This is a genomic window from Marinobacter salarius (genome assembly GCF_032922745.1).
Lineage (GTDB): Bacteria > Pseudomonadota > Gammaproteobacteria > Pseudomonadales > Oleiphilaceae > Marinobacter.
In genome coordinates this window covers 1596650-1620081 of the sequence record NZ_CP136693.1, presented here as the reverse complement: position 1 = coordinate 1620081, position 23432 = coordinate 1596650, and the positions used below count along the sequence as shown (strand labels likewise).

The following is a 23432-nucleotide window of genomic DNA, read 5'->3' as shown; positions in this document are numbered from 1 at the left end:
CACTGACTTACTCAAATACCGGAACGATGTTGGCTTTCTCGATGCTATCGAATGGCAACAGGTATTCGTGATCATCAACAACCACGACAACGTCTTCACCTTCAATGCCTTTAATCAGGCCCTGAAACTTGCGACGCCCCTCAAATGCCATTCGTAATTTGATCTGGACCTGGTGGCCTGCGAATGCCTCATATTGCTCCAGACGGAACAACGGCCGGTCCATGCCCGGAGAAGATACCTCCAGGGTATACTCCGTCTGAATGGGGTCTTCCACATCCATTACGCCGCTGGCCTGGCGACTGACTTTCTCACAGTCTTCAATGCCGATGCCGTTTTCAGCATCGTCAATAAAAATTCTCAACAGGGAATGGTGTCCCTGGGAGCGAAATTCAATGCCCCAAAACTCGTAACCCAGGCCTTCCACAATGGGCCTGAGCAATTCTTCCAGCTGCTTCAACTTGGCTGACAAGGTTATCCCGTCTCCGTTACTCGATTTTTCCGACCCCAAAAACAAAAAAAGGGCTGTTGATCAGCCCTTTTTATGCACCAGGGCCTGATGCGCCAGGCCCCTTAATCAAAAAGCCCCTAAAAAGTGGGGCCCTTTGTTGCAAGAACTCACAGGGGAAAAGCAATCTAAACACCCCCTGCTGACAGACACCTGGCCTGCCTGGAACCGGCAGGGCAAACTGTGCCCGGAGCCCGCTCCAATATCCGCCGGAGTATAGAGACGCCGGCCTTACTGGTCAAGGACTGACCAAAAAAAACGGCCTGGTAAATCCAAGCCGTTTTTCTTCTTATATGGTGCCCAGGGCCGGACTCGAACCGGCACGGCTTTCGCCACTACCCCCTCAAGATAGCGTGTCTACCAGTTCCACCACCTGGGCAGCACCTTTACTCGAGCTCGGGGAGTTTATTTTCATCCCCGCGCCCGTCTTCGCCTTCTGTCGCTGATTCACCCTCAGCCTGCCCGGCATCCGATTCGGCCGGTGACTCCTGGACTACAGGAATACCCGCCTCACCTGCCACTTCGGCACGCTGCTTGGCAAATACAGCCAGCGAAAAACTCGTTACAAAAAATACGATAGCCAGCAAAGTTGTGGCACGGGTCAGAAAGCTACTGCTGCCCTCGCTGCCAAACACGGTCTGGGAGGCGCCACCACCAAATGCAGCACCGGCATTGGCACCCTTACCCTGCTGGAGCAGGACCAGCGTCACCAGCGCCACCGCAATGAGCACGTGCAGAACGACAACCAGTGTTTCGACCCAATCCATAATGACTCTCTAATGACTCTTGCTAATGGCTTTCGCGAACCTTTAACGCTCAAGACTTGCCTGGCACCGCCCGGCAAATACTTACAAAATCGTTTGCATCCAATGACGCGCCACCAATCAACCCGCCATCGATGTCCGGCTGAGCAAAAAGCGCCGCGGCATTATCCGCTTTTACACTGCCGCCGTAAAGCAGCGATATCTCATCCGCCGGAGCCCCAAGGGACTTCAACACATCGCGGATAGCGGCATGCATGGTCTGAGCATCATCAGCGGTTGCGGTTTTACCCGTTCCTATGGCCCAAACTGGCTCATAGGCAATCACAACCTGCTGCCATGACTCACTGCCAACGTCGACGAGGGCTTTGCGAACCTGTCGCGACACGACACTTTCAGCCTTGCCCGCATCACGTTCTTCGAGGGTCTCGCCAACGCAAACAACAGCGACCAACCCTGACGTCAGGGCCTGCCCGACCTTGGTGGCAACCTGCTCATCGGTTTCGCCGAAGAGCTGCCTGCGCTCCGAATGCCCGACCAAGGTAAAACCACAGCCGCAATCTTTTGCCATCGCCGCGGAGATTTCCCCGGTGTAGGCGCCTGAATCCCAGCACGCTACATTCTGAACACCAACAGCCAGCTTATCGCCAGCCTGCTCAGCAACATCGCCAACATACAGGGCGGGAGGAATAATAACAGCCTCCACACCATTATCAAACGCTGCTAATTCGGACCGGACTTGACCAACCAGATTGCTTACCAAGTCTTTCGACCCGTTCATTTTCCAGTTGCCGGCGACAATCTTACGGCGCATAAAAAATCCCTGATTCAAGGGAGGGCGAACTATACAGCAGTCTTTTACAGCAGACAACTGCCCCTAAGCACAAAATCATGCCCGGGAATTCTCAACCACAACAGCCAGTTCCTCGGCAATTTTCACGATTTGTGCCTCATCCTGCCCTTCCGTCATTACCCGGATCAGAGGCTCGGTGCCCGACGCCCTCAGCAGCACGCGACCACCGCCACCCAGCCTGGCCTCCGCCGACTCCACGGCCCTGACAATATCGTCACGCCCGAGAGGATCAAAACGCTGGTCGACCCGCACATTGATCATCTTCTGAGGCAACTTGCTCATACCCTGGCGAAGGTCTGCCAGGGAGCTACCTGCGCGACGAATGGCCAACAATACCTGGAGCGCAGACACAATACCGTCACCAGTGCTGGTGCAATCCCGGATGACCATATGGCCGGAACCTTCACCGCCGAGCAGCCAGCCCCGGTCGATAAGCCGCTCCATGACGTAACGGTCGCCGACTTTGGCACGCTCGAAATCAATACCCTGCTCCCTGAGCGCCAACTCAACGCCCAGATTGGTCATCAGGGTGCCCACAACGCCCCCTTTCAAGGTTCCGGCGGCATGACGTTGCGCGGCGATCACGTAGAGCAACTCGTCGCCATCGACTTCCGAGCCGTCACGATCCACCATGAGTACCCGGTCACCGTCGCCATCAAAGGCGATCCCGAGATCGGCCTGCTTCTCCAGAACGGCCTTGCTCAATGATCCCATGTGAGTGGAACCGACATTAAGATTGATATTCAGACCATCAGGCTCGCCCCCTACCACAGAAATCTTCGCTCCCAACTCACGGAACACTTTCGGGGCAACGTGGTAGGTAGCACCGTGCGCGCAATCCAGGACAATATGAAGTCCTTCGAGTGAAAACTCGTTGGGTACCGTACTCTTACAGAACTCAACGTATCGGCCTGGTGCGTCATCAACCCGGAACGCCTTGCCTAACTCTTTCGAGCCGCAGACCTCAATGGGCTTATCCAGCCACTTCTCGATCTCTGTTTCCAGAGCATCATCCAGCTTGGTCCCAGCGGGGGAGAAAAACTTGATACCGTTGTCGTGGTGCGGATTATGGGACGCACTGATGACAATACCCGCGGAGGCGCGAAAGGTTCGGGTCAAGTAGGCGATCGCAGGGGTGGGCATGGGCCCGAGCAACTTCACGTCCACTCCGGCCGCGGACAAACCTGCCTCAAGGGCGGATTCGAACATATAGCCCGAAAGACGGGTGTCTTTACCAATCAGCACACTGTTACGCTGCCCATCCCGCTTGAAGGCCTGCCCCGCAGCCCAACCCAGGCGCAGCATAAATTCGGGGGTTATTGGAAATTCGCCCACCCGGCCCCGGATACCGTCCGTGCCGAAATATTTTCTGTCGCTCATCGTCCAGCTTCCTCCATTGCCGTCACCACTTTAACGGCATCGACTGTTTCCCTGACATCGTGGACGCGAATGATGGATGCGCCCTTCATGGCGGATATTGTCGCGGCAGCGAGGCTTGCGGGCAAGCGTTCACTGACATCACGACCGGTGATATGGCCCAGCATGCTCTTGCGGGACATGCCCACCAGAATCGGGTGCCCTAGCAACTGCAGCTGTTCCAGCGAGGCCAGTAACTGAAGGTTGTGCTGCGGAGACTTGCCAAAACCGAAACCAGGATCAAGGATGATGTTATCTGGCCGCACACCGGCTTTCTCTATCACCCGCATTCGCTCGGTAAGAAACGAACTGACCTCCCGCCGCACATTCCGGTAGCGAGGATCATCCTGCATGGTATCCGGTTCGCCCTGAATGTGCATGACACACACCGGCACTCCAGCGCTTGCCACCACCTCGGGCGCGCCATCCCGTTGCAGCGCCCTGACGTCGTTAATCATCCCGGCACCGAGCTTCACCACCTCCGCCATAACCTCGGGCGAACTGGTATCGACCGAAACGACAACGTCCAAATCACGGGCAATCGCCTCTACCACCGGACACACTCGCTCAAGCTCTTCCTCGACAGACACCGGCGTAGCGCCTGGCCGTGTGGACTCACCACCCACATCAATAAAAGCCGCACCGTCCGCCACCATCTCACGGGCCCTTGCCAGGGCAATCTCAGCGGTAGTGTACCGACCTCCATCCGAAAAGGAGTCCGGCGTCACATTCAGGATCCCCATGACGTGGCAGCCGGACATATCCAGAATCCTGCCCGCAAAGTTTATCTGCATAAGTAACCTTTTCTGCAACCCGCAAAAACAAACGCCGCCCCGTCAGGGGCGGCGTTCAGTCTTCAACTATATCTGACCAGTATCCAGCCTGGCTCAGTGCTCACCGGCCGGTCGACCAACACCCGGTTGGCGACCATCGTCGGAACCCTTCGGAGCAGGCGCCTGCTCAGGCTCATCAGCCGGAACACCACCGGAGGGGCCGCTATCACCCCAGCCTTTCGGCGGGCGGGGATCACGGCCTTCCATGATGTCATCGATCTGGTAACGATCAATGGTCTCGTACTTCATCAGGGCATCGGCCATCAGGTCGAGCTTGTCACGGTTATCGACGAGCAACTGCTTCGCCTTTTCATAACAGCTGTCGATGATGTTGCGAACTTCCTCATCGATACGCTGCGCCGTTTCCGGAGAATAGACCGTTTGCGCCTGACCGGCAGAGCGACCGAGGAAAGGCTCTTCGCTGTCTGTATCGTACTGCAGCGGGCCAAGCTTCTCAGACAGCCCCCAACGCGTGACCATATTACGCGCCAGGCTGGTTGCCCGCTCGATATCGTTGGAAGCACCGGTGGTGACTCCATCGAAACCAAGGGTCAGTTCTTCGGCAATACGGCCACCAAACAGACTGCAGATGGAACTGATCAGGAAGCGCTTGCTGTGGCTGTACTTGTCTTCCTCCGGCAGGAACATTGTGACACCCAATGCGCGGCCGCGAGGAATAATACTGACTTTGTAGACCGGATCATGCTCAGGCATCAGACGCCCGACAATGGCATGACCGGACTCGTGGTAAGCCGTATTACGCTTCTCTTTCTCGCTCATGACCATGGATTTGCGCTCGGCGCCCATCATGATCTTGTCTTTCGCGAGCTCAAACTCTTCCATGGAGACCAGACGCTGGTTACGACGGGCCGCAAACAACGCAGCTTCGTTCACCAGGTTCGCCAGGTCAGCACCCGAGAAGCCGGGCGTGCCACGGGCAATCAACACAGGCTCTACTCCATCGGCCAGAGGCACTTTCTTCATGTGCACCTTGAGGATCTGCTCACGACCGATGATGTCCGGCAGCCCGACAACGACCTGGCGGTCAAAGCGACCTGGGCGGAGCAACGCCGGGTCCAGTACGTCCGGACGGTTGGTGGCGGCAATCACGATAACGCCTTCGTTACCCTCGAAGCCGTCCATCTCTACCAGCAACTGGTTCAGTGTCTGCTCACGCTCGTCGTGACCGCCGCCCATGCCAGCGCCACGATGGCGGCCAACGGCATCGATCTCGTCGATGAAGATGATACAGGGGCTCTGTTTCTTGGCCTGCTCGAACATATCACGGACACGGGAGGCACCCACGCCCACGAACATTTCCACGAAGTCCGAACCGGAGATTGAGAAGAATGGCACCTTGGCCTCACCGGCAATCGCCTTGGCGAGCAGGGTCTTACCGGTACCCGGCTGACCCACCATCAGTACACCCTTGGGGATACTGCCACCAAGACGCTGGAACTTGCTGGGGTCCCGCAGGAAATCCACCAACTCCTTGACGTCTTCCTTGGCCTCGTCGACACCGGCAACGTCACCAAAGGTGGTTTTGATCTGATCCTCACTCATCAGGCGGGCTTTACTCTTGCCAAAGGACATGGGGCCTTTGCCACCGCCACCGCCTTGCATCTGCCGCATAAAGAACACGAACAGCGCGATGATAATAAGAATTGGGAAGGCAGCCACCAACAGCTGGGTCCAGAGGCTTTGACGCTCCGGTTCCTTGCCGATGACTTCCACGTTGTTGGCCAGCAGATCATCCATCAGCTTATTGTCGGACACCTGTGGGCGGACAGTCTGGAACTGGGAGCCGTCACCACGGGTACCCTGAACCTGCAGACCATCAATGGTGACCTGACGGACCTGTCCGTCCTGCACCATTTCCACAAACTGCGAATAATTGACCTGTTGCCCGCTGGTGGTGGGTGTGAAATTCTGAAACACCATCAGCAGTACGGCGGCTATAATCAGCCAGAGAACCAGATTTTTTGCCATATCGTTCAAGGATCGTCACCTGTGAATTGAAGGATCGCCCCGTCAGGAGAAAGCCTTTTCTGACACCTTACACCAATTGTACGCCCGTCCACCAGAATCGGCCTATCCGTATCGACCACTGCGGGGGTGTCAATCCCACGGTCATTCCGTTCCGGGGCGGGGTCAGCCCTTAAATCCCTTGCACACCTGATAAATCTCCCTCGATCTTGCGCGGGAGGAGTCAGGCTTCCTGCTGACAACGGTGCCAAAACTTTTACGCATTTCAGCCAGCAGGGCATCAAATCCCTCTCCCTGAAATACCTTGGCGACAAACACGCCACCGGGCTTCAGGACTTGCTGCGCCATATCCAGCGCCAGCTCCACCAAACCCATGGCGTTAGGAATATCCACTGCCGCCATACCACTCATATTGGGTGCCATATCCGAAATTACAACGTCAGCGCGGCGATCACCCAGTAAATCCAGCAATTCGTCCAGCACTGACTGCTCGGTAAAATCGCCCTGAACAAACGCCACACCTGCAATCGGGCTCATCTCGAGAATATCGCTGGCGACCACCGTGCCATCGTCACCAACCCGCTCAACCGCAACCTGGGACCAGCCGCCAGGCGCAGCACCCAAATCCACAACTGTCTGCCCGGGCCGGAACAGGCGGTCTTTGTTATCGAGCTCAATCAGCTTGTAACTGGCCCGCGAACGATAGCCGTCTTCCCGAGACTTTTTGACCCAGACATCATCAAAATGTTCCTTCAGCCAGCGGTCACTGGTTTTCGAGCGAGCCAAAACCTACCTCCATAAAGCGCTCCAATTGGACCTCCAATCATATGGGTACGTGGTAACGGCGATTTCACCGGCCGATTGATCTGATACAATCCCGCGATTATACGGAATTGGCGAGCATTTCGCCGCTGACGTTTTATTAATCGCACCCATAAAGAGATCACATAATGAGTCTTTCGCCGGAACAGCGCCGGGAATACCGGGGCATCGCCCACAATCTGAAGCCCGTTATCATTGTCGGCGACAAGGGCCTGACCGAAGGGCTTCAGGAGGAACTCGAGCGGGCCCTGAACGACCACGAGCTGATCAAGATCAAGGTTGCCAGCCAGGACCGCGAAACCCGCCAGGAAGCCGTTGCCGCCCTGTGCGAAGCCTCCGGCGCGGAGCTGGTGCAGACCATCGGCAAGATCGCCGTGATCCTGCGCCGGGCGAAAAAGCCCAACCCCAAGCTGTCCAACCTGCTGCGCCAGAAACACTGACGCTGTCAGCACGCCAGGGCCGCACAATGTAAAAAGCCGGCTGTTGTTCGCAGCCGGCTTTTTGTTTGCAGAATCAGCACCCGACGAACGTCAGATGTGCTCTACCTGCTCGATTTCATACTCAACGGTTCCCGAAGGCACACGCACGGCAACCACGTCACCCTCGCTTTTACCCACCAGCGCCCGCGCGATCGGCGAGGAAATGGACAGCTTTCCGGCCTTGATATCTGCCTCATCCTCACCAACGATCTGGTAGCTGACCTGCTCGTCGGTATCGACATTAAGCATTCGCACGGTGGTGCCGAAGATCACCTTGCCGGTGTTTTCGATGCTGTTGACGTCGATTACCTGGGCTGCGGACAGCTTGCCCTCGATTTCCTGGATACGCCCTTCGATAAAGCTCTGCTGCTCCCGAGCGGCGTGGTATTCCGCGTTCTCTTTCAGGTCGCCGTGTTCGCGGGCATCGGAAATAGCCGCGATCACCCGGGGACGATCTTCGGACTTCAGTTTCTGAAGTTCCTCACGTAGGCGGATTTCGCCCGCCTTTGTCATGGGTACTCTGTCAGCCATAGTCTTACTTTCCTGCGTGTAGATCCTGGAGGCGGCGCACAGTGCGCTCGGGCCCGAACTTGATGGCCCTGCAGAAGGCTTCGCCGCCCGCCAGTGTCGTTGTATAGGTTACCTTGGTCTGCAGGGCCGACTGGCGAATCTGTGCCGAGTCGGAAATCGCCTTGCGACCTTCGGTGGTGTTAATAATCAGCTGTACCTGACCATTTTTAATAGCGTCCACGATGTGCGGACGCCCTTCACGAACCTTGTTCACCCGATCAACGGTGAGCCCGGCCTGCTTCAGAGCCTTGGCGGTACCAGTGGTGGCAATCACCTTGAAACCGGCGTCAATCAGATCCTGTGCCACTTTCGCGGCACCGGGCTTGTCGACGTCCCGTACGGACATGAAGGCCGTACCCTTGGCCGGCAGGCGCTCACCGGAGGCCAGGGCCGCCTTGGCGAAGGCTTCGTCAAAGCTGTCACCAATACCCATCACCTCACCGGTGGACTTCATTTCCGGCCCCAGGATGGGATCCACTGCCGGGAATTTGTTGAACGGGAACACCGATTCCTTGACGGAATAGTAAGTCGGCACAATTTCCTGAGTGAAGCCCTGCTCTGCCAGTGACTTGCCAGCCATGCAACGGGCCGCCACCTTGGCCAGTGACACACCGATGGCCTTGGACACAAACGGCACGGTACGGGACGCCCGCGGGTTCACCTCGATCACGTAGATCTCGCCACCCTGCCAGGCCAGCTGCACGTTCATCAGGCCGATAACATCCAGCTCAATGGCCATCTTCCGTACCGCTTCGCGCATTTCATCCTGCACGTCTTTCGGCAGGGTGTAGGGCGGCAGGGAACAGGCGGAATCACCGGAGTGCACGCCCGCTTGCTCAATGTGCTGCATGATGCCACCGATGACCACGTCCTTGCCGTCGCTGATGGCGTCAATGTCCACCTCGATGGCGGCGTTGAGGAAGTGATCCAGCAGCACCGGGCTGTCGTTGGAGACCAACACGGCATTGCGCATGTAGCGAACCAGCTCCTCCTCGTCATAGACGATTTCCATGGCGCGACCACCCAACACGTAGGAGGGGCGCACCACCAGCGGGTAACCAATCTCGCGAGCCGCCAGGATGCCTTCTTCGTGGCTGCGCACGGTGGCATTTTCCGGCTGAATCAGGCCAAGGCGGCCAATCATCTGCTGGAAACGCTCCCGGTCTTCGGCGCGGTCGATGGCGTCCGGGCTGGTACCGATAATCGGCACACCTGCCGCTTCCAGGCCACGGGCCAGCTTCAGCGGGGTTTGACCACCGTACTGGACAATCACACCCTTGGGCTTTTCGACGTGAATGATTTCCAGCACATCTTCCAGTGTAATCGGCTCGAAATAGAGTCGGTCCGAGGTGTCGTAGTCGGTGGAAACGGTTTCCGGGTTGCAGTTGATCATGATGGTTTCGTAACCGTCGTCGCGCATAGCGAGGGCGGCGTGAACACAGCAATAATCAAACTCAATACCCTGACCGATGCGATTGGGACCACCGCCAATGACCACGATTTTCTCGCGATCAGAGACATCCGCCTCGCACTCTTCCTCATAGGACGAATACATGTAGGCGGTTGAGGAGGCGAATTCTGCCGCGCAGGTATCCACTCGCTTGTAGACCGGGCGGATATCCAGGTCATGGCGCAGCTTGCGTAAGCTGACTTCGGAAATGCTCAGCAGCTGGGCCAGGCGCGCATCGGAGAAACCCTTGCGCTTGAGGCGGAAGAGGGTATCGCGATCAATATCCGCCTTGCCGGCGGATTTGAGGGCAGTCTCTTCTTTGATCAGGTCTTCGATCTGCACCAGATACCAGGGGTCTACATGCGTGTTGTTGAACACTTCCTCCACGGTCATCCCGGCTCGGAAGGCATCGCCGATGTACCATAGGCGCTCGGCCCCGGGCACATTCAGTTCCTGAGTCAGGGTTTCCTGGCCGTCAGTGGTGCTCAGGTCGACCTTCTCTTCAAAACCGTCGGAGCCCACTTCCAGGCCACGCATGGCTTTCTGCAGGGATTCCTGGAAGGTACGGCCAATGGCCATCACCTCACCCACGGATTTCATCTGGGTGGTCAGGCGGGCGTCAGCCTGGGGGAATTTCTCGAAGGTGAAGCGCGGGATCTTGGTGACCACATAGTCGATGCTGGGCTCGAACGAGGCCGGAGTAACACCACCGGTGATTTCGTTGCGCAGCTCATCAAGGGTGTAACCCACTGCCAGCTTGGCCGCCACCTTGGCAATCGGGAACCCCGTTGCCTTGGACGCCAGCGCCGAAGAACGCGACACCCGGGGATTCATTTCAATGACGACGACACGGCCATTGTCCGGATTCACGCCAAATTGTACGTTGGAACCGCCGGTTTCCACACCGATCTCACGCAGTACCGCCAGGGAGGCGTTCCGCATGATCTGGTATTCCTTGTCGGTGAGGGTCTGGGCTGGCGCGACGGTGATGGAGTCACCGGTGTGCACGCCCATGGCGTCAAAGTTCTCAATGGCGCAGACGATGATGCAGTTGTCGTTCTTGTCGCGGACAACTTCCATCTCGTACTCTTTCCAGCCGATCAGGGACTCGTCGATCAACAGCTCGTTGGTCGGCGACAGGTCCAGACCACGGGTACAGATTTCCTCGAATTCATCGCGGTTGTAGGCAATACCGCCGCCGGAACCACCCATGGTAAAGGACGGGCGGATGATGCAGGGAAATCCGATGTCGTTGGCCACTTCCCAGGCTTCCGCCATGGAATGGGCGATCGTCGCGCGAGGGCACTCCAGGCCGATCTTCTTCATGGCCTTGTCAAAACGATCACGGTCTTCGGCCTTGTCGATGGTGTCGGCGTTGGCGCCGATCATTTCCACACCATGCTCGGCCAGAACGCCGTGCTTTTCGAGGTCCAGAGCACAGTTCAGGGCTGTCTGACCACCCATGGTGGGCAGCAATGCGTCCGGCTGCTCTTTCTCGATGATCTTGGCAACGGTCTTCCAGGTGATGGGCTCGATGTAGGTAGCATCGGCCATTACCGGGTCCGTCATGATCGTGGCCGGGTTGGAGTTCACCAGGATAACCCGATACCCCTCCTCACGCAGGGCCTTACAGGCCTGGGCTCCGGAGTAGTCAAACTCGCACGCCTGCCCGATCACGATGGGGCCCGCGCCCAGAATCAGAATGCTTTTAATGTCGGTACGCTTTGGCATCAACGTGCCTCCATCAGGCGGATAAATTCATCAAACAGCGGCGCTACGTCGTGTGGGCCGGGGCTCGCTTCCGGATGCCCCTGAAAACTATAGGCTGGCTTGTCGGTACGACGGATTCCCTGCAGAGACCCGTCAAACAGGGATTTGTGGGTCACCTCCAGATTGCCCGGCAGGCTGGCTTCGTCCACTGAAAATCCGTGGTTCTGGCTGGTAATCATCACGGTGCCGTCGGCGATGTTCTGTACCGGATGGTTGGCGCCATGGTGGCCATGCCCCATCTTGATGGATTTGGCCCCGCTGGCCAGGGCCAGCAACTGGTGGCCGAGGCAGATGCCGAAAACGGGAATGTCGGTCTCCAGCACATCGCGGATGGCGCTGATGGCGTAGTCACAAGGTTCTGGATCGCCGGGGCCGTTGGACAGAAAAATACCATCTGGATTCATCGCCAGCACATCGGAAGCGGGGGTCTGGGCCGGCACAACGGTGATGTCGCAGCCGCGACTGGCCAACATGCGCAGGATGTTGAGCTTCACGCCATAGTCCCAGGCGACGACCTTGAACTTTGATTCGGTGCGCTCGCCATAGCCACTTTCGATATCCCACTCACTCTGGCTCCAGGTCCAGGCTTTTTCCGAGGTGACTTCCTTCGCCAGATCCATGCCTTTCAGGCCTGGAAAAGCGTTAGCCAACTCCAGGGCACGCTCGGCCGTGGCGTCTGCGCCGGCGACCACGGCACCATTCTGGGAGCCTTTATTCCGCAGGATTCGGGTCAGGCGACGGGTATCGATGTCGGCAATGCCGACGATGTTGTTGGCACGCAGGTAGTCCTGTAGCGAGCCGGTACTGCGCCAGTTACTCACCAACAGGGGCAGATCACGGATTATCAGGCCGGCGGCCTGGAGACGATCGGATTCGATGTCTTCTTCGTTCACACCGGTACTGCCGATATGGGGGTATGTGAGGGTGACAATCTGGCGGGAGTAGGACGGGTCGGTCAGGATTTCCTGATAACCGGTCATGGCGGTGTTGAACACCACCTCTCCGCTGGTTTCCCCTTCAGCGCCAATGGCGGTGCCGTAAAACAGGCTTCCGTCTGCGAGTGCAAGGATGGCAGGTGTACTCAAGGCTTGTATCCTCATCGAGTGGCGTACAGGTTCGTCACGAACAGGAACGCAAGCGCAAATTCAGGTCGCAAAAAAGCGAGAGGGAGTTGAACTCCGTCCCGCTTTTTCTGTTGAGCGTTGTCAAAGCTACGCTTGGTGCAGTTAAACCGCCTTATTGTACGAAATATGGCAGTTTGTGTCCACGCGAAATCTTGCTCGTCGCTACTTCAGCGCCAACACGTCCTGCATGTCGTACAACCCGACCGGCTTACCTTCCAACCACAGTGCCGCACGCATCGCACCTTTGGCAAACGTCATCCGGCTGCTGGCTTTGTGGGTAATTTCGATACGCTCGCCTTCAGTGGCGAACAGAACGGTATGATCGCCAACCACGTCGCCAGCCCGAATGGTTTCGAAGCCGATCTCCTTGCGGGTGCGCTCCCCGGTGAACCCCTCGCGGCCATAAACGGCACATTCTTTAAGGTCACGCCCGAGGGCATCGGCGACAACTTCGCCCATTCGCAAAGCCGTGCCCGAAGGCGCGTCTTTTTTGTGGCGGTGATGGGCTTCGATGATTTCCACGTCGTAGTCGTCACCCAGGGCTGCAGCGGCGGTGCGCAACAGGTTGAGGGTGACGTTGACGCCCACACTCATGTTGGGGGCGAACACCACCGGAGCCTTTTCAGCGGCGACGGCGAGCTGCTCTTTCTCGGCGTCGGTCAGGCCGGTGGTACCGATCACAATCATCTTGCCGTTGGCTTTACAGAATTCCGCGTTTTCCAGGGTCAGGTCCGGGAAGGTGAAATCGATAAGTACATCGAAGTCGTCCTTCACTTCGGCCAGACTGCCAGCCATCTTGACGCCGGTTTTGCCGATGCTGGTCATTTCACCGGCGTCAGCGCCAACAAGACTGCTGCCCGGTTCGACGACTGCTGCGCCGAGCTCCAGGCCCTCAGTTCCGTCAACGGCTTCAATCAACACCTTGCCCATGCGCCCTGCGGCGCCGATGATTGCTACCCTCATCACGTCTGCCCTCAGAATTTCATTTCGTCGAAGAAGCTTTTCACGCCTTCAAACCAGGAGGTTTTTCGCGGGCCGTGCTGGTTCCCGTCGCCACCATCCAGAGTCTTCTGGAACTCTTCCAACAACTCTTTCTGGCGCTTGGTGAGATTAACCGGAGTTTCCACAGCCACGCGGCACAGCAAATCACCGGACGGACCACCACGAACCGGGCTGACGCCTTTGTTACGCAGACGGAACAGCTTGCCGGTCTGGGTTTCCGGTGGAATCTTCAGCTTGACGCGACCGTCGAGCGTCGGCACTTCAAGTTCGCCGCCGAGACTGGCATCGACGATGCTGATAGGCACTTCGCAGTAGAGGTTGCGGCCATCACGGGTAAAGATGGAATGCTCCCGAACCGCGACCTGCACGTAGAGATCACCGGAAGGACCACCTTCAACGCCCATCTCGCCCTCGCCGGAGAGCCGGATACGATCGCCGGTATCCACGCCCGGTGGCACCTTGACGGACAGTGTTTTCTCTTCCTGGATGCGACCGGCACCGTGACACTTCTTACACGGGTTCTTGATGATCTTGCCGGAACCGCGACAGGTAGGACACGCCTGCTGCACAGTGAAGAAGCCCTGCTGCATGCGTACCTGGCCCATGCCATTACAGGTACCACAGGCTTCCGGCCGTGAACCCTTCTCGGCCCCGGAGCCGTCGCAGACATCACACTCGGTGTGGCCGGGAATGCGGATCTGAACGGTTTTGCCTTTTACCGCTTCTTCCAGGTCCAACTCCAGCGTATAGCGCAGGTCGGCCCCGCGTGTATTGCGGCCACCGCGGCCGCCGCCAAAGATATCACCAAACACATCGCCAAAGATGTCGGAGAAGCTGGCACCGCCACCGCCGCCTCCGAATCCGCCGCCGGCAGAACCATCGACACCGGCGTGGCCAAACTGATCATAGGCCGCGCGCTTGGAGGAATCAGAGAGTATTTCATAAGCTTCGCTGGCTTCCTTGAACTTATGATCGGCGTCCTCATCATCCGGATTCCGGTCAGGATGATACTTCATCGCAAGCTTGCGGTAGGCTCGCTTGATCTCTTTGTCATCCGCTTCCCGGGACACCCCGAGAATCTCGTAATAGTCGCGCTTGGCCATGCTCTAAAACCCTGTTGGTAAAACGAGGAAAACGCGGGAGAGCTCCCGCGTTTTCCAACTGCCTGATGATCTTAAGTTTTATCGCTTGTCGTCGTCTTTGACTTCTTCAAACTCGGCATCAACGGCGTCGTCGCTGGAACCGGACTGGGCAGACTCTTCGCCCCCGGCCTGCTGCGCCTGTTCTGCCTGATCCGCATACATCTTCTGGGCCATTTCAGAAGACGCTTCTGTCAGCTTCTGAGTCTTGGCCTCGATGTCGTCCTTGTCGGAACCAGCCAGGGCTTCTTCCAACTCCTTGATAGCAGCCTCGATAGACTCCTTCTCACTGTCGGACACCTTGTCACCAGCATCGGCCAAGGTCTTGCGCACGGTATGAACCATCGCGTCGCCCTGGTTACGAGCCTGGACCAACTCTTCGAATTTGCGATCTTCGTCGGCGTTGGCTTCCGCGTCCTGAACCATCTTCTCGATTTCGTCGTCGTTCAGACCTGAAGACGCCTTGATGATGATGGACTGCTCTTTACCGGTCGCCTTGTCTTTGGCCGACACGTTCAGGATACCGTTGGCATCGATGTCGAAGGTGACTTCGATCTGCGGCGTGCCACGGGGCGCCGGCGGAATGTCCGCCAGGTCGAAACGGCCCAGTGACTTGTTCTGTGTCGCCTGCTTCCGCTCACCTTGGACCACGTGAATGGTCACGGCGGTCTGGTTGTCATCCGCAGTGGAGAAAGTCTGCGACTTCTTGGTCGGGATCGTGGTGTTCTTGTCGATCAGCGGTGTCGCCACGCCACCCATGGTTTCGATACCCAGGGTCAGCGGGGTAACGTCCAGCAACAGAACGTCTTTCACATCACCGGAGAGCACGGCCGCCTGGATGGCAGCACCCATGGCCACAGCTTCATCCGGGTTCACGTCCTTACGTGCTTCCTTACCGAAGAAGTTCTTCACTTTTTCCTGAACCATCGGCATGCGGGTCTGACCGCCGACCAGGATGACTTCGTCGATTTCACCGATCTTGGCACCGGAATCTTCCAGCGCGGTGCGGCACGGTGCGAGACTGCGCTCGACCAGCTCTTCAACCAGTGACTCCAGCTTGGCACGAGTCACTTTCACGTTCATGTGCTTGGGACCGCTGGCGTCTGCCGTTACGTACGGCAGATTCACGTCGGTCTGCTGGCTGCTGGACAGCTCGATCTTGGCCTTCTCGGCCGCTTCTTTCAGGCGCTGCATGGCCAGCGAGTCGCCACGCAGGTCGATGCCGCTGTCTTTCTTGAACTGATCGGCAAGGTATTCGATCAGCTTCATGTCAAAGTCTTCGCCGCCCAGGAAGGTGTCGCCGTTGGTGGCCAGCACTTCGAACTGGTGCTCACCGTCTACATCGGCGATCTCGATGATGGAGATGTCGAAGGTACCACCGCCCAGGTCGTAAACGGCGACAGTACGGTCGCCGCTCTTCTTGTCCAGGCCATAAGCCAGAGCGGCTGCAGTCGGCTCGTTAATGATCCGCTTCACGTCCAGACCAGCAATTTTACCGGCGTCTTTGGTGGCCTGGCGCTGGCTGTCGTTGAAGTAGGCCGGCACGGTGATAACCGCTTCGGTCACTTTCTCGCCCAGATAGTCTTCTGCGGTTTTCTTCATTTTCTTGATGATTTCCGCAGACACCTGCGGCGGCGCCATCTTCTCGCCCTTCACTTCGACCCAGGCATCACCGTTGTCTGCCTTGGCGATCTTGTAGGGCACCATCTTGATGTCTTTCTGGACCACGTCGTCTTCAAAGCGACGACCGATCAGACGCTTGATGGCGTACAGGGTGTTGTTCGGATTGGTGACCGCCTGGCGCTTGGCAGATTGACCTACCAGCGTTTCACCGTCTTCGGTATACGCCACGATGGACGGGGTAGTGCGATCACCTTCGGCGTTTTCGATAACCTTGACCTTGTCGCCATCCATAATGGCTACACAGGAGTTTGTGGTTCCCAGGTCGATACCAATGATCTTACTCATGCAATTGCTCCAATTCGGTTGTTCAATTCAGTTCCGGCTGCCTTAAAAGTTGCCCCGGAGTCCCGGTGCGCCGCCTGTTTACTGGCTATATTGGCGCTTTAATCTGCTTTTCAAGCCTGCTCATCGATTTTTGGCGCGTCTGCGGCCTTGGCGACCACCACCATCGCGGGGCGAACAAGGCGGTCATTCAGGGTGTAGCCCTTTTGGACCACAGCCACGACACTGTTGGGCTCGGCATCAGGCGCCGGCACCATGGACATGGCCTCATGCTGCTGGGGGTCAAACGGCTCACCCACGGGGTTAAGCTGAACCACATTGAACTTGCCGAGGCTACCCATGAACAGATTGAGGGTCATCTCGACCCCTTCACGAATAGAGGCCACCAGTTCGCCGGCATTTTCATGCCCCTCAGTGCTTTCAACCGCCTTTTCCAGGCTGTCAGCGACCGGCAGGAGCTCCTTCACAAACTTCTCCAGCGCAAATTTGTGGGCTTTTTCCACATCGATTTCAGCGCGGCGGCGAACATTCTGCATCTCCGCCTGGGACCGCAACATCTGCTCCTGAAACTCCTGCGCCTGGGCCTTCAGGGCCTCAATTTCGCTTTCCGGGCCGGCTTCGGCACTGTCTTCCGTCGCCGTTTCTTCTTCGGGAGCGGCTTCCGCAGCGTCTTTCAGCTCTTCTTCCACCTGTTCGTTACGATTCTCGTCAGCGCTCATGACTACTCCTGCTTGATCGTCGGCGGCCAGACGACCGGCCGGTTAACGTTTGGTTTCCGACCGCCAGAGGCCGGAAAAAACATGTTTGCGAACGGATATGGGGCCCGTATCGAATGTTTCAACCGTTGCGCACCTCATTCGTTCACAAATTCGCCAGGCGATGTTTGCAAACTGGAAAAACCCTGTATATATTCACAGTCACTGTATGTAATCACAGTATTCAGGAATCGAGCGGAGGACCTCTGCATGCTCACACAGCTCACCGTTTCCAATTACGCCATTGCCGAGCGGGTCGAACTTCAGTTTGGAAAGGGTATGACGGCACTGACCGGAGAGACCGGTGCCGGCAAATCCATTGTCCTGGACGCCCTCGGCCTGGCCATGGGCGGGCGTTCCGACGCTGGTGCCGTGCGCCACGGTGCCAAACGCGCCGACATCACCGCCACCTTCGACGTGTCCCGCATTGCCGAAGCCCGGCAATGGCTGGAAAACCATGAGCTCGACGACGACAACGAGTGCATCCTGCGCCGAGTGATCAGCAAGGACGGCCGCTCTCGTGCCTACATCAACGGCCAGCCCTGCCCCCTCGCCCACCTAAAGGACCTGGGCAGCGCCCTGATGGACATCCACAGCCAGCATCAACATCAGTCCCTGCTACGCAAGGAGACCCACCGCAAACTGCTGGACGAATTTGCCGGCGCAGAAGCGCTGGGAGCGCAAACCAGGGATGCGTGGAAAGCCTGGCACAAAACCCGACAGCGGCTGACCGAACGCCAGCAGAATGCCGATGAGGCAGAAGCCCGCCTGCAGTTGCTTCGCTACCAAGTGGAAGAACTGGACCGCCTGGCGCTGGAAGACGGAGAGCAGATAGAGCTGGAGAAAGAGCAGGAACAGCTCAGCCATGCCGACACGGTGTTACACAATAGCCATCAGGCTACCCTTCTGTGCACGGAAGATGACAATAGCGCAGCGGATCTGGTGCGCCAGGCATTACAGCAACTGGAGCAGTTACCGGTGGAAGTACCGGCACTGACGGAAACTATCCAGATGCTGAATGAGGCCCAGATTCAGATCACCGAGGCTGGCGACAACCTGCGCCACTTTGTGGAAGATTACGACGCCGACCCAGCCCGACTGGCCGAAGTGGAAGAGCGCCTGAGCGCTATTTACCAGATGGCCCGCAAGCACCGCATCACACCGGAGACTCTCCCGGAATTCCACCAGAGCCTGAGCGCCGAGTTGGCATCGCTGGACGACGGCGAGGGCAGCGTTGAGAAGCTGGAAGCGGAACTGGAAGAACAGCGAAGCCACTTCAATACACTGGCCACCGAGCTGTCGAACGCTCGCCAACAGGCTGCTGCCAACCTCGATCAGCGCATCGCGGAGGAACTCGCCCAACTGAGCATGCCAGCGGTCCAGTTCGTAACCCATCTGAGCCGAAACAAGGGGGACGAGCCTGCGCCCCACGGCCTGGAAGACATTGAATTCCTGGTCAGCGCCAACCCGGGCCAACCCGCACGTCCGCTGGCCAAGGTGGCCTCGGGCGGCGAACTCTCACGCATCAGCCTCGCCATTCAGGTGGTGGTTGCGCAAACCTCCACCACACCAACACTGGTCTTTGACGAAGTGGATGTGGGCATTGGCGGCGGCACCGCAGAAGTGGTTGGTCGCCTGCTTCGCAGCCTGGGCAGTAATGGGCAGGTGCTGTGCGTCACGCATCTTGCCCAGGTAGCAGCCCAGTGCCATCAGCACCTGTTCGTCAGCAAGTTTACGGAATCAGACGCCACCTACTCGAAGATTGAGTCACTGGACGACAATGGCAGGGTCAGCGAAGTGGCAAGAATGCTCGGTGGTGTGGATATGACCGAACACACCATTGCTCATGCCCACGAAATGTTCACCAAGGGCCAGGCAACGCATCACTGAACAGTTTGAACGATAAACGTATTCCCCTCTCGATCCTGAGAGCTGTTGGGGCGGGCTTAAAACCCCGCCCCTTTTTTCTTTTTTGCCCGGAACAAATCCCGAATAATCAGGACTTGAGGGGTTTGACGTACAGAATCAGGCTGTGATCGACAATCTCATAGCCTCGTTCTTTGGCAATTTTTTGCTGCCGCTCTTCGATAACCTCATCGACGAACTCGATGACCTCACCAGTCTGAGTGCAGACCATGTGATCATGATGATCGTCGCCGGCCATCTCAAATACGGCGTGCCCACCTTCGAAGTTGTGGCGCAGAACCAGGCCAGCTGCCTCGAACTGAGTCAGCACCCGGTAGACGGTTGCCAGGCCCACGTCATCACCCTGTTCGAGGAGCTTTTTGTACACATCCTCGGCGCTGAGGTGATGCTCCTCGGAATTCTCCAGAATATTGAAGATCTTCACTCTTGGCAGAGTGACTTTAAGACCGACTTTTCGTAATTCGGTGTTTTCGGATGACATGTTACGATTCACTCTTTGGTGTGCCTCACGGCTTCCGGTATGATGAAGCCGCATGTTAACGGTCAGACCGTGTCACACCTGCCCCTGGCAGGCGATTTCAAGATAGAGGATTTCCCCCGGCGATGCAAAAGCTCACAGCTCTCATTCTAACTCTCATCATGGCTGGCTGTGTTTTCCCAGGCGTATACAAGATCAACGTACAACAGGGGAACATACTGACCGACGAAGAGCTGACATCACTGGCCGAGGGCATGTCCCGCAGCCAGGTCCACTCTCTGCTGGGAACCCCGCTGATGACCAACCCCGCCGATCCGTCGCGGGAATACTTTGTGTATACCTTCCAGCGCAGTGGTGGCGACATCAAGGAACAACGGGTCATCGTCTACTATGATAACGACCAATATTCCCATTACGAAGCTCAACTGCTGGAAGAAACGCCCGCCTACTGAGCCAACCTCAACCCTTAGCCCTTTTTCTTTGCCCGGTTGAGCCGGGCTTGCTTGGGATCGATCTGCAGCGGCCGGTAAACTTCAACCCGGTCGCCTTCCCGCAATTCGTGGGCGGACGGATTCTTGATCACCTTGCCGAAGATCCCCATATCGCCATTTTCCGGATCGACCTCGGGGAATATCGCGACAATGCCGGAACGTTTCACAGCCTCCACGGCGGTGGTTCCCTCTTCAACACTCAAGCTGATGATTTCCTGCCTGTCCGGCCTGGCAAAGGCCACCTCAACTCGAATCATTGTTATCCCCCGAGATACACCTGGTCTGCGCGGCGGCAGAACGCATCCACCATGGTATTCGCAGCCTGATTGAAGACCGGCCCGAACGTCATTCTCGACAAGGATCCGGAAAACTCAAACTCCAGCGTAAGAATCACCTTGCAGGCGTTATTCTGCAGGGGCTTGAACTGCCAACGACCGCTAAGGTTGCGGAAAGGGCCATCTACCAGGCTCATTTCAATGGTATGCGGCAGGTACAGTTGGTTGCGCGTGGTCAGCCGGTGACGGATACCACCTTTGGCAATATCCATGGATGCCATGATTTCGTGGTCTGTCTGCTCGTACACCTGGCTGGCCGAACACCAGGGAAGAAAGTCGGGGTAGCTGGCAACATCGTTGACCAGGTGGAACATGCGTTCCGCCGAGTGCATGACCAGCGCGGTCTTGTCGATCTGATGGGGCATTGGAACCGGACGTCCTGCTTGCAAATACACTTAAATTGAAGACCCTGCAAAGGGGGTGCCCCTTTAACCGGGACGCCAATATCAGACGCTATGATAAAGGATATCACCGTTGTTGGGGTCACTTTCCTGCCCAGCCGGGCCATTCTTACCGCTTTCCTCTCCCGGTTTGCCCGGCTTGGTCTCTGGCTCGCCAGCCCCACCAGTATCACCGGCTTCATTGTTGGGGTCGTCCGAGTCGGGGGCAGCCGGCGTCATTGAGCCTGGCGCTAACTCTACGGTAGGTTCGCACCACAACCCGTTGCTACCGCTGTCGCACAACGCCACCAGCGACGTGGCGGTGTACTGCAGGCCGATATACGCCACCACCAACGGCAAAACCAAGCGCATCACCCAGAACCATATACGGCCAATCAGGCGCGGTGCCTTTCCCAGTATGGTGAAGGTCAGGTTTCGGGTTAGGTACCAGCCCGCGAAGACGGATATCAGGATACTCACCAGTGGAATCAGCAGGCCACCCGTGATCAGCTCAAGCCAGCGGAACAAGGTGCCCCCGGCGAAACGCTCGTCGGACCATAGATTGAAGGACAGCAACGACCCAAGCCCCGCCAGCCAGACTGAGCTGCCCATCAGAAAGGCGGACAAGCCCCTTGGTGCGCCTGTCCACTCCTGAAACCAACCGACCACCGGCTCAAGCAATGAAAGAGAGGTCGTCCACACAATCATCACGATGACCAGGAACACGGCCGCCACCAGAAACTGACTGCCCGGCAAATCCGCCAGGGCCACCGGCAGCGACAAGAACAGTAGCCCGAAGCCGCGCTCGCCTTCCATGGAATGACCATCGGGTGCCAACGAATAGATTGCCAACCCGGCCCCGATGGCAATCAGGGTGTCCATCAACACAACAGCCAGCACAGAACGCTTAAGACGAGTGTCCGCGGGTGTATAGGCACCGAACAGGGTCCACACGCCCATTCCGAGCCCAAGAGTGAAAAACGCGTGAAACAACGCCGCCCGCAAACTGTCCAGGGTCACGTCGGCGGGGCGGAAATCCAGCATGAAATCCGACGCGCTGCGGAAATCCCCGCTCCAGGCGGCCAGACCGCAGAGCGCCAGCAGAATCAGCATCATCGCCGGTGCCACTACCCGTACTGCACGCTCGACACCGTCCACCACGCCCTGCATCGACACCCACACCACCAGCAACAGGAAGAATCCGTGCCAGCCCATGAATACGCGATAGTCCCGAGAGTCCGACACCAGCGCGGAAAGGATTCGAGCAGCGTCGGCCTCCCCGGCACCAATAAACCGCCCCATCGCACCATAAAACACGTAGGCCAGAGCGATGGCACCGAAAACAGCCGTAAAGGAAAGCACCAGAAAAGCCGCCAGCACCCCCAGCCGACCAGCCCACATCCACATCCGGGACCGCCGCGCGCTGCGAACGAAACCATCCATCGCCAGCACCAAACCATGGCGGGCGTATCGTCCCATGGCGGATTCGGTCACCATCAACGGCAGCGTTACCAACAACAGGCACGCCAAGTACAGCAATATGAACAACCCGCCGCCATGCTGGCCGGCCAGGTAGGGGAACTGCCACACGTTCGCCAGACCAAAGGTTGCCCCGGTCGCGGCCCAGAAAAAAGTGGTTGGTCGGGTCCACGACCCGATTGGTGTTTCGTATGGAGTAGGCATTCCATTCCCTGACGACATCTCAGCGCACATTGTAGCGGAGGAATCACAGCCCATACGACCATCGACTCAGTCAATCGCGCCGATTTCGTGACCAGTCTGGTACTACTGGGCTACAATGCGCGCTTTTCCGGCACGATTACGCACGGTAAATTTTCTGTCCGACTCCGGATCAACGATTCATGAGCAAGAAGAAACCCGGCGCTCCGAGCGCCACCATTGCCTTGAACAAGAAGGCAAAACACGAGTACCACATCGAGGAACGCTTTGAGGCGGGCTTGGCCCTGCTCGGATGGGAAGTAAAATCCATCCGTGCCGGCAAGGCGCAGCTCACCGATGCCTACGTGCTGCTTAAGGACGGAGAGGCCTGGCTGCTGGGGTCCCACATCATCCCGCTGACCGCCGCCTCAACCCACGTTATCGCGGACCCGACCCGGACCCGCAAACTGCTGCTGCACGCCAAGGAAATTGCCAAGATCGTCGGCAAGGTTAATCAGGCCGGCCACACCTGCATTCCCCTGGCCATGTACTGGAAGAAGAACAAGGTGAAGTGCGAAATTGCCCTGGTGAAAGGCAAGAAACTCTTCGACAAGCGCGCCACCGAGAAAGAACGGGACTGGAACCGCCAGAAACAACGCATCCTCCGCGAAACCAACGTCTGATCCGCTGGCCGGGCCCCAGGCCCGGCATCCTCTCCCCGCATTTTATGTCG

Annotated in this window: 22 protein-coding genes and 1 tRNA gene; 4 read left to right on the top strand and 19 right to left on the bottom strand. The window is 57.6% G+C overall.

Features of this window, described 5'->3' with window-relative positions; translation table 11 throughout:
- Positions 1-7: 7 nt before the first annotated feature.
- The 8 genes from rimP to rlmE form a co-directional block, all read right to left on the bottom strand.
- Positions 8-469: a ribosome maturation factor RimP gene (gene rimP, locus R1T46_RS07455; RefSeq protein WP_036212208.1), complete on the bottom strand. Its 462-nt coding sequence runs from the start codon at positions 467-469 to the stop codon at positions 8-10.
- A gap of 330 nt (positions 470-799) precedes the next feature.
- Positions 800-884: transfer RNA gene (locus R1T46_RS07450), tRNA-Leu, on the bottom strand.
- Between the two features lie 7 nt (positions 885-891).
- Entirely contained in the window at positions 892-1272 is a 381-nt protein-coding gene (gene secG, locus R1T46_RS07445; RefSeq protein ID WP_036212204.1) for a preprotein translocase subunit SecG, read from the bottom strand.
- Positions 1273-1321: 49 nt separating this feature from the next.
- Entirely contained in the window at positions 1322-2080 is a 759-nt protein-coding gene (gene tpiA, locus R1T46_RS07440; RefSeq protein WP_151983159.1) for a triose-phosphate isomerase, read from the bottom strand.
- A 75-nt stretch (positions 2081-2155) separates the two neighbouring features.
- Positions 2156-3499, bottom strand: coding sequence for a phosphoglucosamine mutase (gene glmM, locus R1T46_RS07435; RefSeq protein WP_126811542.1), 1344 nt, complete (start codon positions 3497-3499; stop codon positions 2156-2158).
- Complete coding sequence (gene folP / locus R1T46_RS07430; protein ID WP_036212198.1) at positions 3496-4329, bottom strand: dihydropteroate synthase; 834 nt, start codon at positions 4327-4329, stop codon at positions 3496-3498. Before folP ends, glmM begins: the two co-directional genes overlap by 4 nt.
- A 93-nt stretch (positions 4330-4422) precedes the next feature.
- Positions 4423-6366 carry an ATP-dependent zinc metalloprotease FtsH gene (gene ftsH, locus R1T46_RS07425; RefSeq protein ID WP_218618561.1) on the bottom strand — a complete coding sequence of 648 codons (1944 nt, stop codon included), beginning with the start codon at positions 6364-6366 and terminating at the stop codon, positions 4423-4425.
- Between the two features lie 153 nt (positions 6367-6519).
- Positions 6520-7140 carry a 23S rRNA (uridine(2552)-2'-O)-methyltransferase RlmE gene (gene rlmE / locus R1T46_RS07420; protein ID WP_317307869.1) on the bottom strand — a complete coding sequence of 207 codons (621 nt, stop codon included), beginning with the start codon at positions 7138-7140 and terminating at the stop codon, positions 6520-6522.
- 164 nt (positions 7141-7304) lie between these two features.
- Between rlmE and yhbY the strand changes: the two genes are divergently transcribed.
- Entirely contained in the window at positions 7305-7616 is a 312-nt protein-coding gene (gene yhbY / locus R1T46_RS07415; protein WP_007153111.1) for a ribosome assembly RNA-binding protein YhbY, read from the top strand.
- 90 nt (positions 7617-7706) lie between these two features.
- Here the strand turns inward: yhbY and greA are convergent, their stop codons facing one another.
- The 7 genes from greA to grpE form a co-directional block, all read right to left on the bottom strand.
- Positions 7707-8186 (bottom strand): transcription elongation factor GreA, encoded by a 480-nt coding sequence (greA, locus tag R1T46_RS07410; protein WP_075194314.1) that lies wholly within the window; start codon positions 8184-8186, stop codon positions 7707-7709.
- A 4-nt stretch (positions 8187-8190) separates the two neighbouring features.
- Complete coding sequence (gene carB / locus R1T46_RS07405; protein WP_317307868.1) at positions 8191-11406, bottom strand: carbamoyl-phosphate synthase large subunit; 3216 nt, start codon at positions 11404-11406, stop codon at positions 8191-8193.
- On the bottom strand, positions 11406-12530 hold the full coding sequence (carA, locus tag R1T46_RS07400; protein WP_036212189.1) for a glutamine-hydrolyzing carbamoyl-phosphate synthase small subunit: 1125 nt from the start codon (positions 12528-12530) through the stop codon (positions 11406-11408). The genes carB and carA overlap by 1 nt, the downstream gene beginning before the upstream one ends.
- Positions 12531-12731: 201 nt before the next feature.
- On the bottom strand, positions 12732-13532 hold the full coding sequence (dapB, locus tag R1T46_RS07395) for a 4-hydroxy-tetrahydrodipicolinate reductase (protein ID WP_036212186.1): 801 nt from the start codon (positions 13530-13532) through the stop codon (positions 12732-12734).
- Positions 13533-13543: 11 nt separating this feature from the next.
- Positions 13544-14674, bottom strand: coding sequence for a molecular chaperone DnaJ (gene dnaJ / locus R1T46_RS07390; RefSeq protein WP_317307867.1), 1131 nt, complete (start codon positions 14672-14674; stop codon positions 13544-13546).
- 78 nt (positions 14675-14752) lie between these two features.
- A complete protein-coding gene (gene dnaK / locus R1T46_RS07385; protein ID WP_317307866.1) occupies positions 14753-16678 on the bottom strand; it encodes a molecular chaperone DnaK in 1926 nt (641 codons plus the stop codon).
- A 110-nt stretch (positions 16679-16788) separates the two neighbouring features.
- A complete protein-coding gene (gene grpE / locus R1T46_RS07380; protein ID WP_317307865.1) occupies positions 16789-17394 on the bottom strand; it encodes a nucleotide exchange factor GrpE in 606 nt (201 codons plus the stop codon).
- Positions 17395-17640: 246 nt separating this feature from the next.
- Between grpE and recN the strand changes: the two genes are divergently transcribed.
- Positions 17641-19320 (top strand): DNA repair protein RecN, encoded by a 1680-nt coding sequence (recN, locus tag R1T46_RS07375; RefSeq protein WP_317307864.1) that lies wholly within the window; start codon positions 17641-17643, stop codon positions 19318-19320.
- A 106-nt stretch (positions 19321-19426) separates the two neighbouring features.
- On the opposite strand, the gene fur is transcribed toward recN, so the two are convergent.
- On the bottom strand, positions 19427-19837 hold the full coding sequence (fur, locus tag R1T46_RS07370; protein WP_007153120.1) for a ferric iron uptake transcriptional regulator: 411 nt from the start codon (positions 19835-19837) through the stop codon (positions 19427-19429).
- 122 nt (positions 19838-19959) lie between these two features.
- On the opposite strand from fur, the gene R1T46_RS07365 reads away from it, so the two are divergent.
- The gene (locus R1T46_RS07365; RefSeq protein ID WP_317307863.1) at positions 19960-20286 is read left to right on the top strand and encodes an outer membrane protein assembly factor BamE; all 327 of its coding nucleotides are present in this window, start codon (positions 19960-19962) and stop codon (positions 20284-20286) included.
- Positions 20287-20300: 14 nt separating this feature from the next.
- On the opposite strand, the gene R1T46_RS07360 is transcribed toward R1T46_RS07365, so the two are convergent.
- The 3 genes from R1T46_RS07360 to R1T46_RS07350 form a co-directional block, all read right to left on the bottom strand.
- Complete coding sequence (locus R1T46_RS07360) at positions 20301-20582, bottom strand: RnfH family protein (protein ID WP_317307862.1); 282 nt, start codon at positions 20580-20582, stop codon at positions 20301-20303.
- A gap of 2 nt (positions 20583-20584) precedes the next feature.
- On the bottom strand, positions 20585-21025 hold the full coding sequence (locus R1T46_RS07355) for a type II toxin-antitoxin system RatA family toxin (RefSeq protein WP_317307861.1): 441 nt from the start codon (positions 21023-21025) through the stop codon (positions 20585-20587).
- Positions 21026-21106: 81 nt separating this feature from the next.
- Positions 21107-22723 (bottom strand): sodium-dependent transporter, encoded by a 1617-nt coding sequence (locus R1T46_RS07350; protein ID WP_317307860.1) that lies wholly within the window; start codon positions 22721-22723, stop codon positions 21107-21109.
- 179 nt (positions 22724-22902) lie between these two features.
- Between R1T46_RS07350 and smpB the strand changes: the two genes are divergently transcribed.
- Entirely contained in the window at positions 22903-23382 is a 480-nt protein-coding gene (gene smpB / locus R1T46_RS07345) for an SsrA-binding protein SmpB (protein ID WP_007153125.1), read from the top strand.
- Positions 23383-23432: the final 50 nt, after the last annotated feature.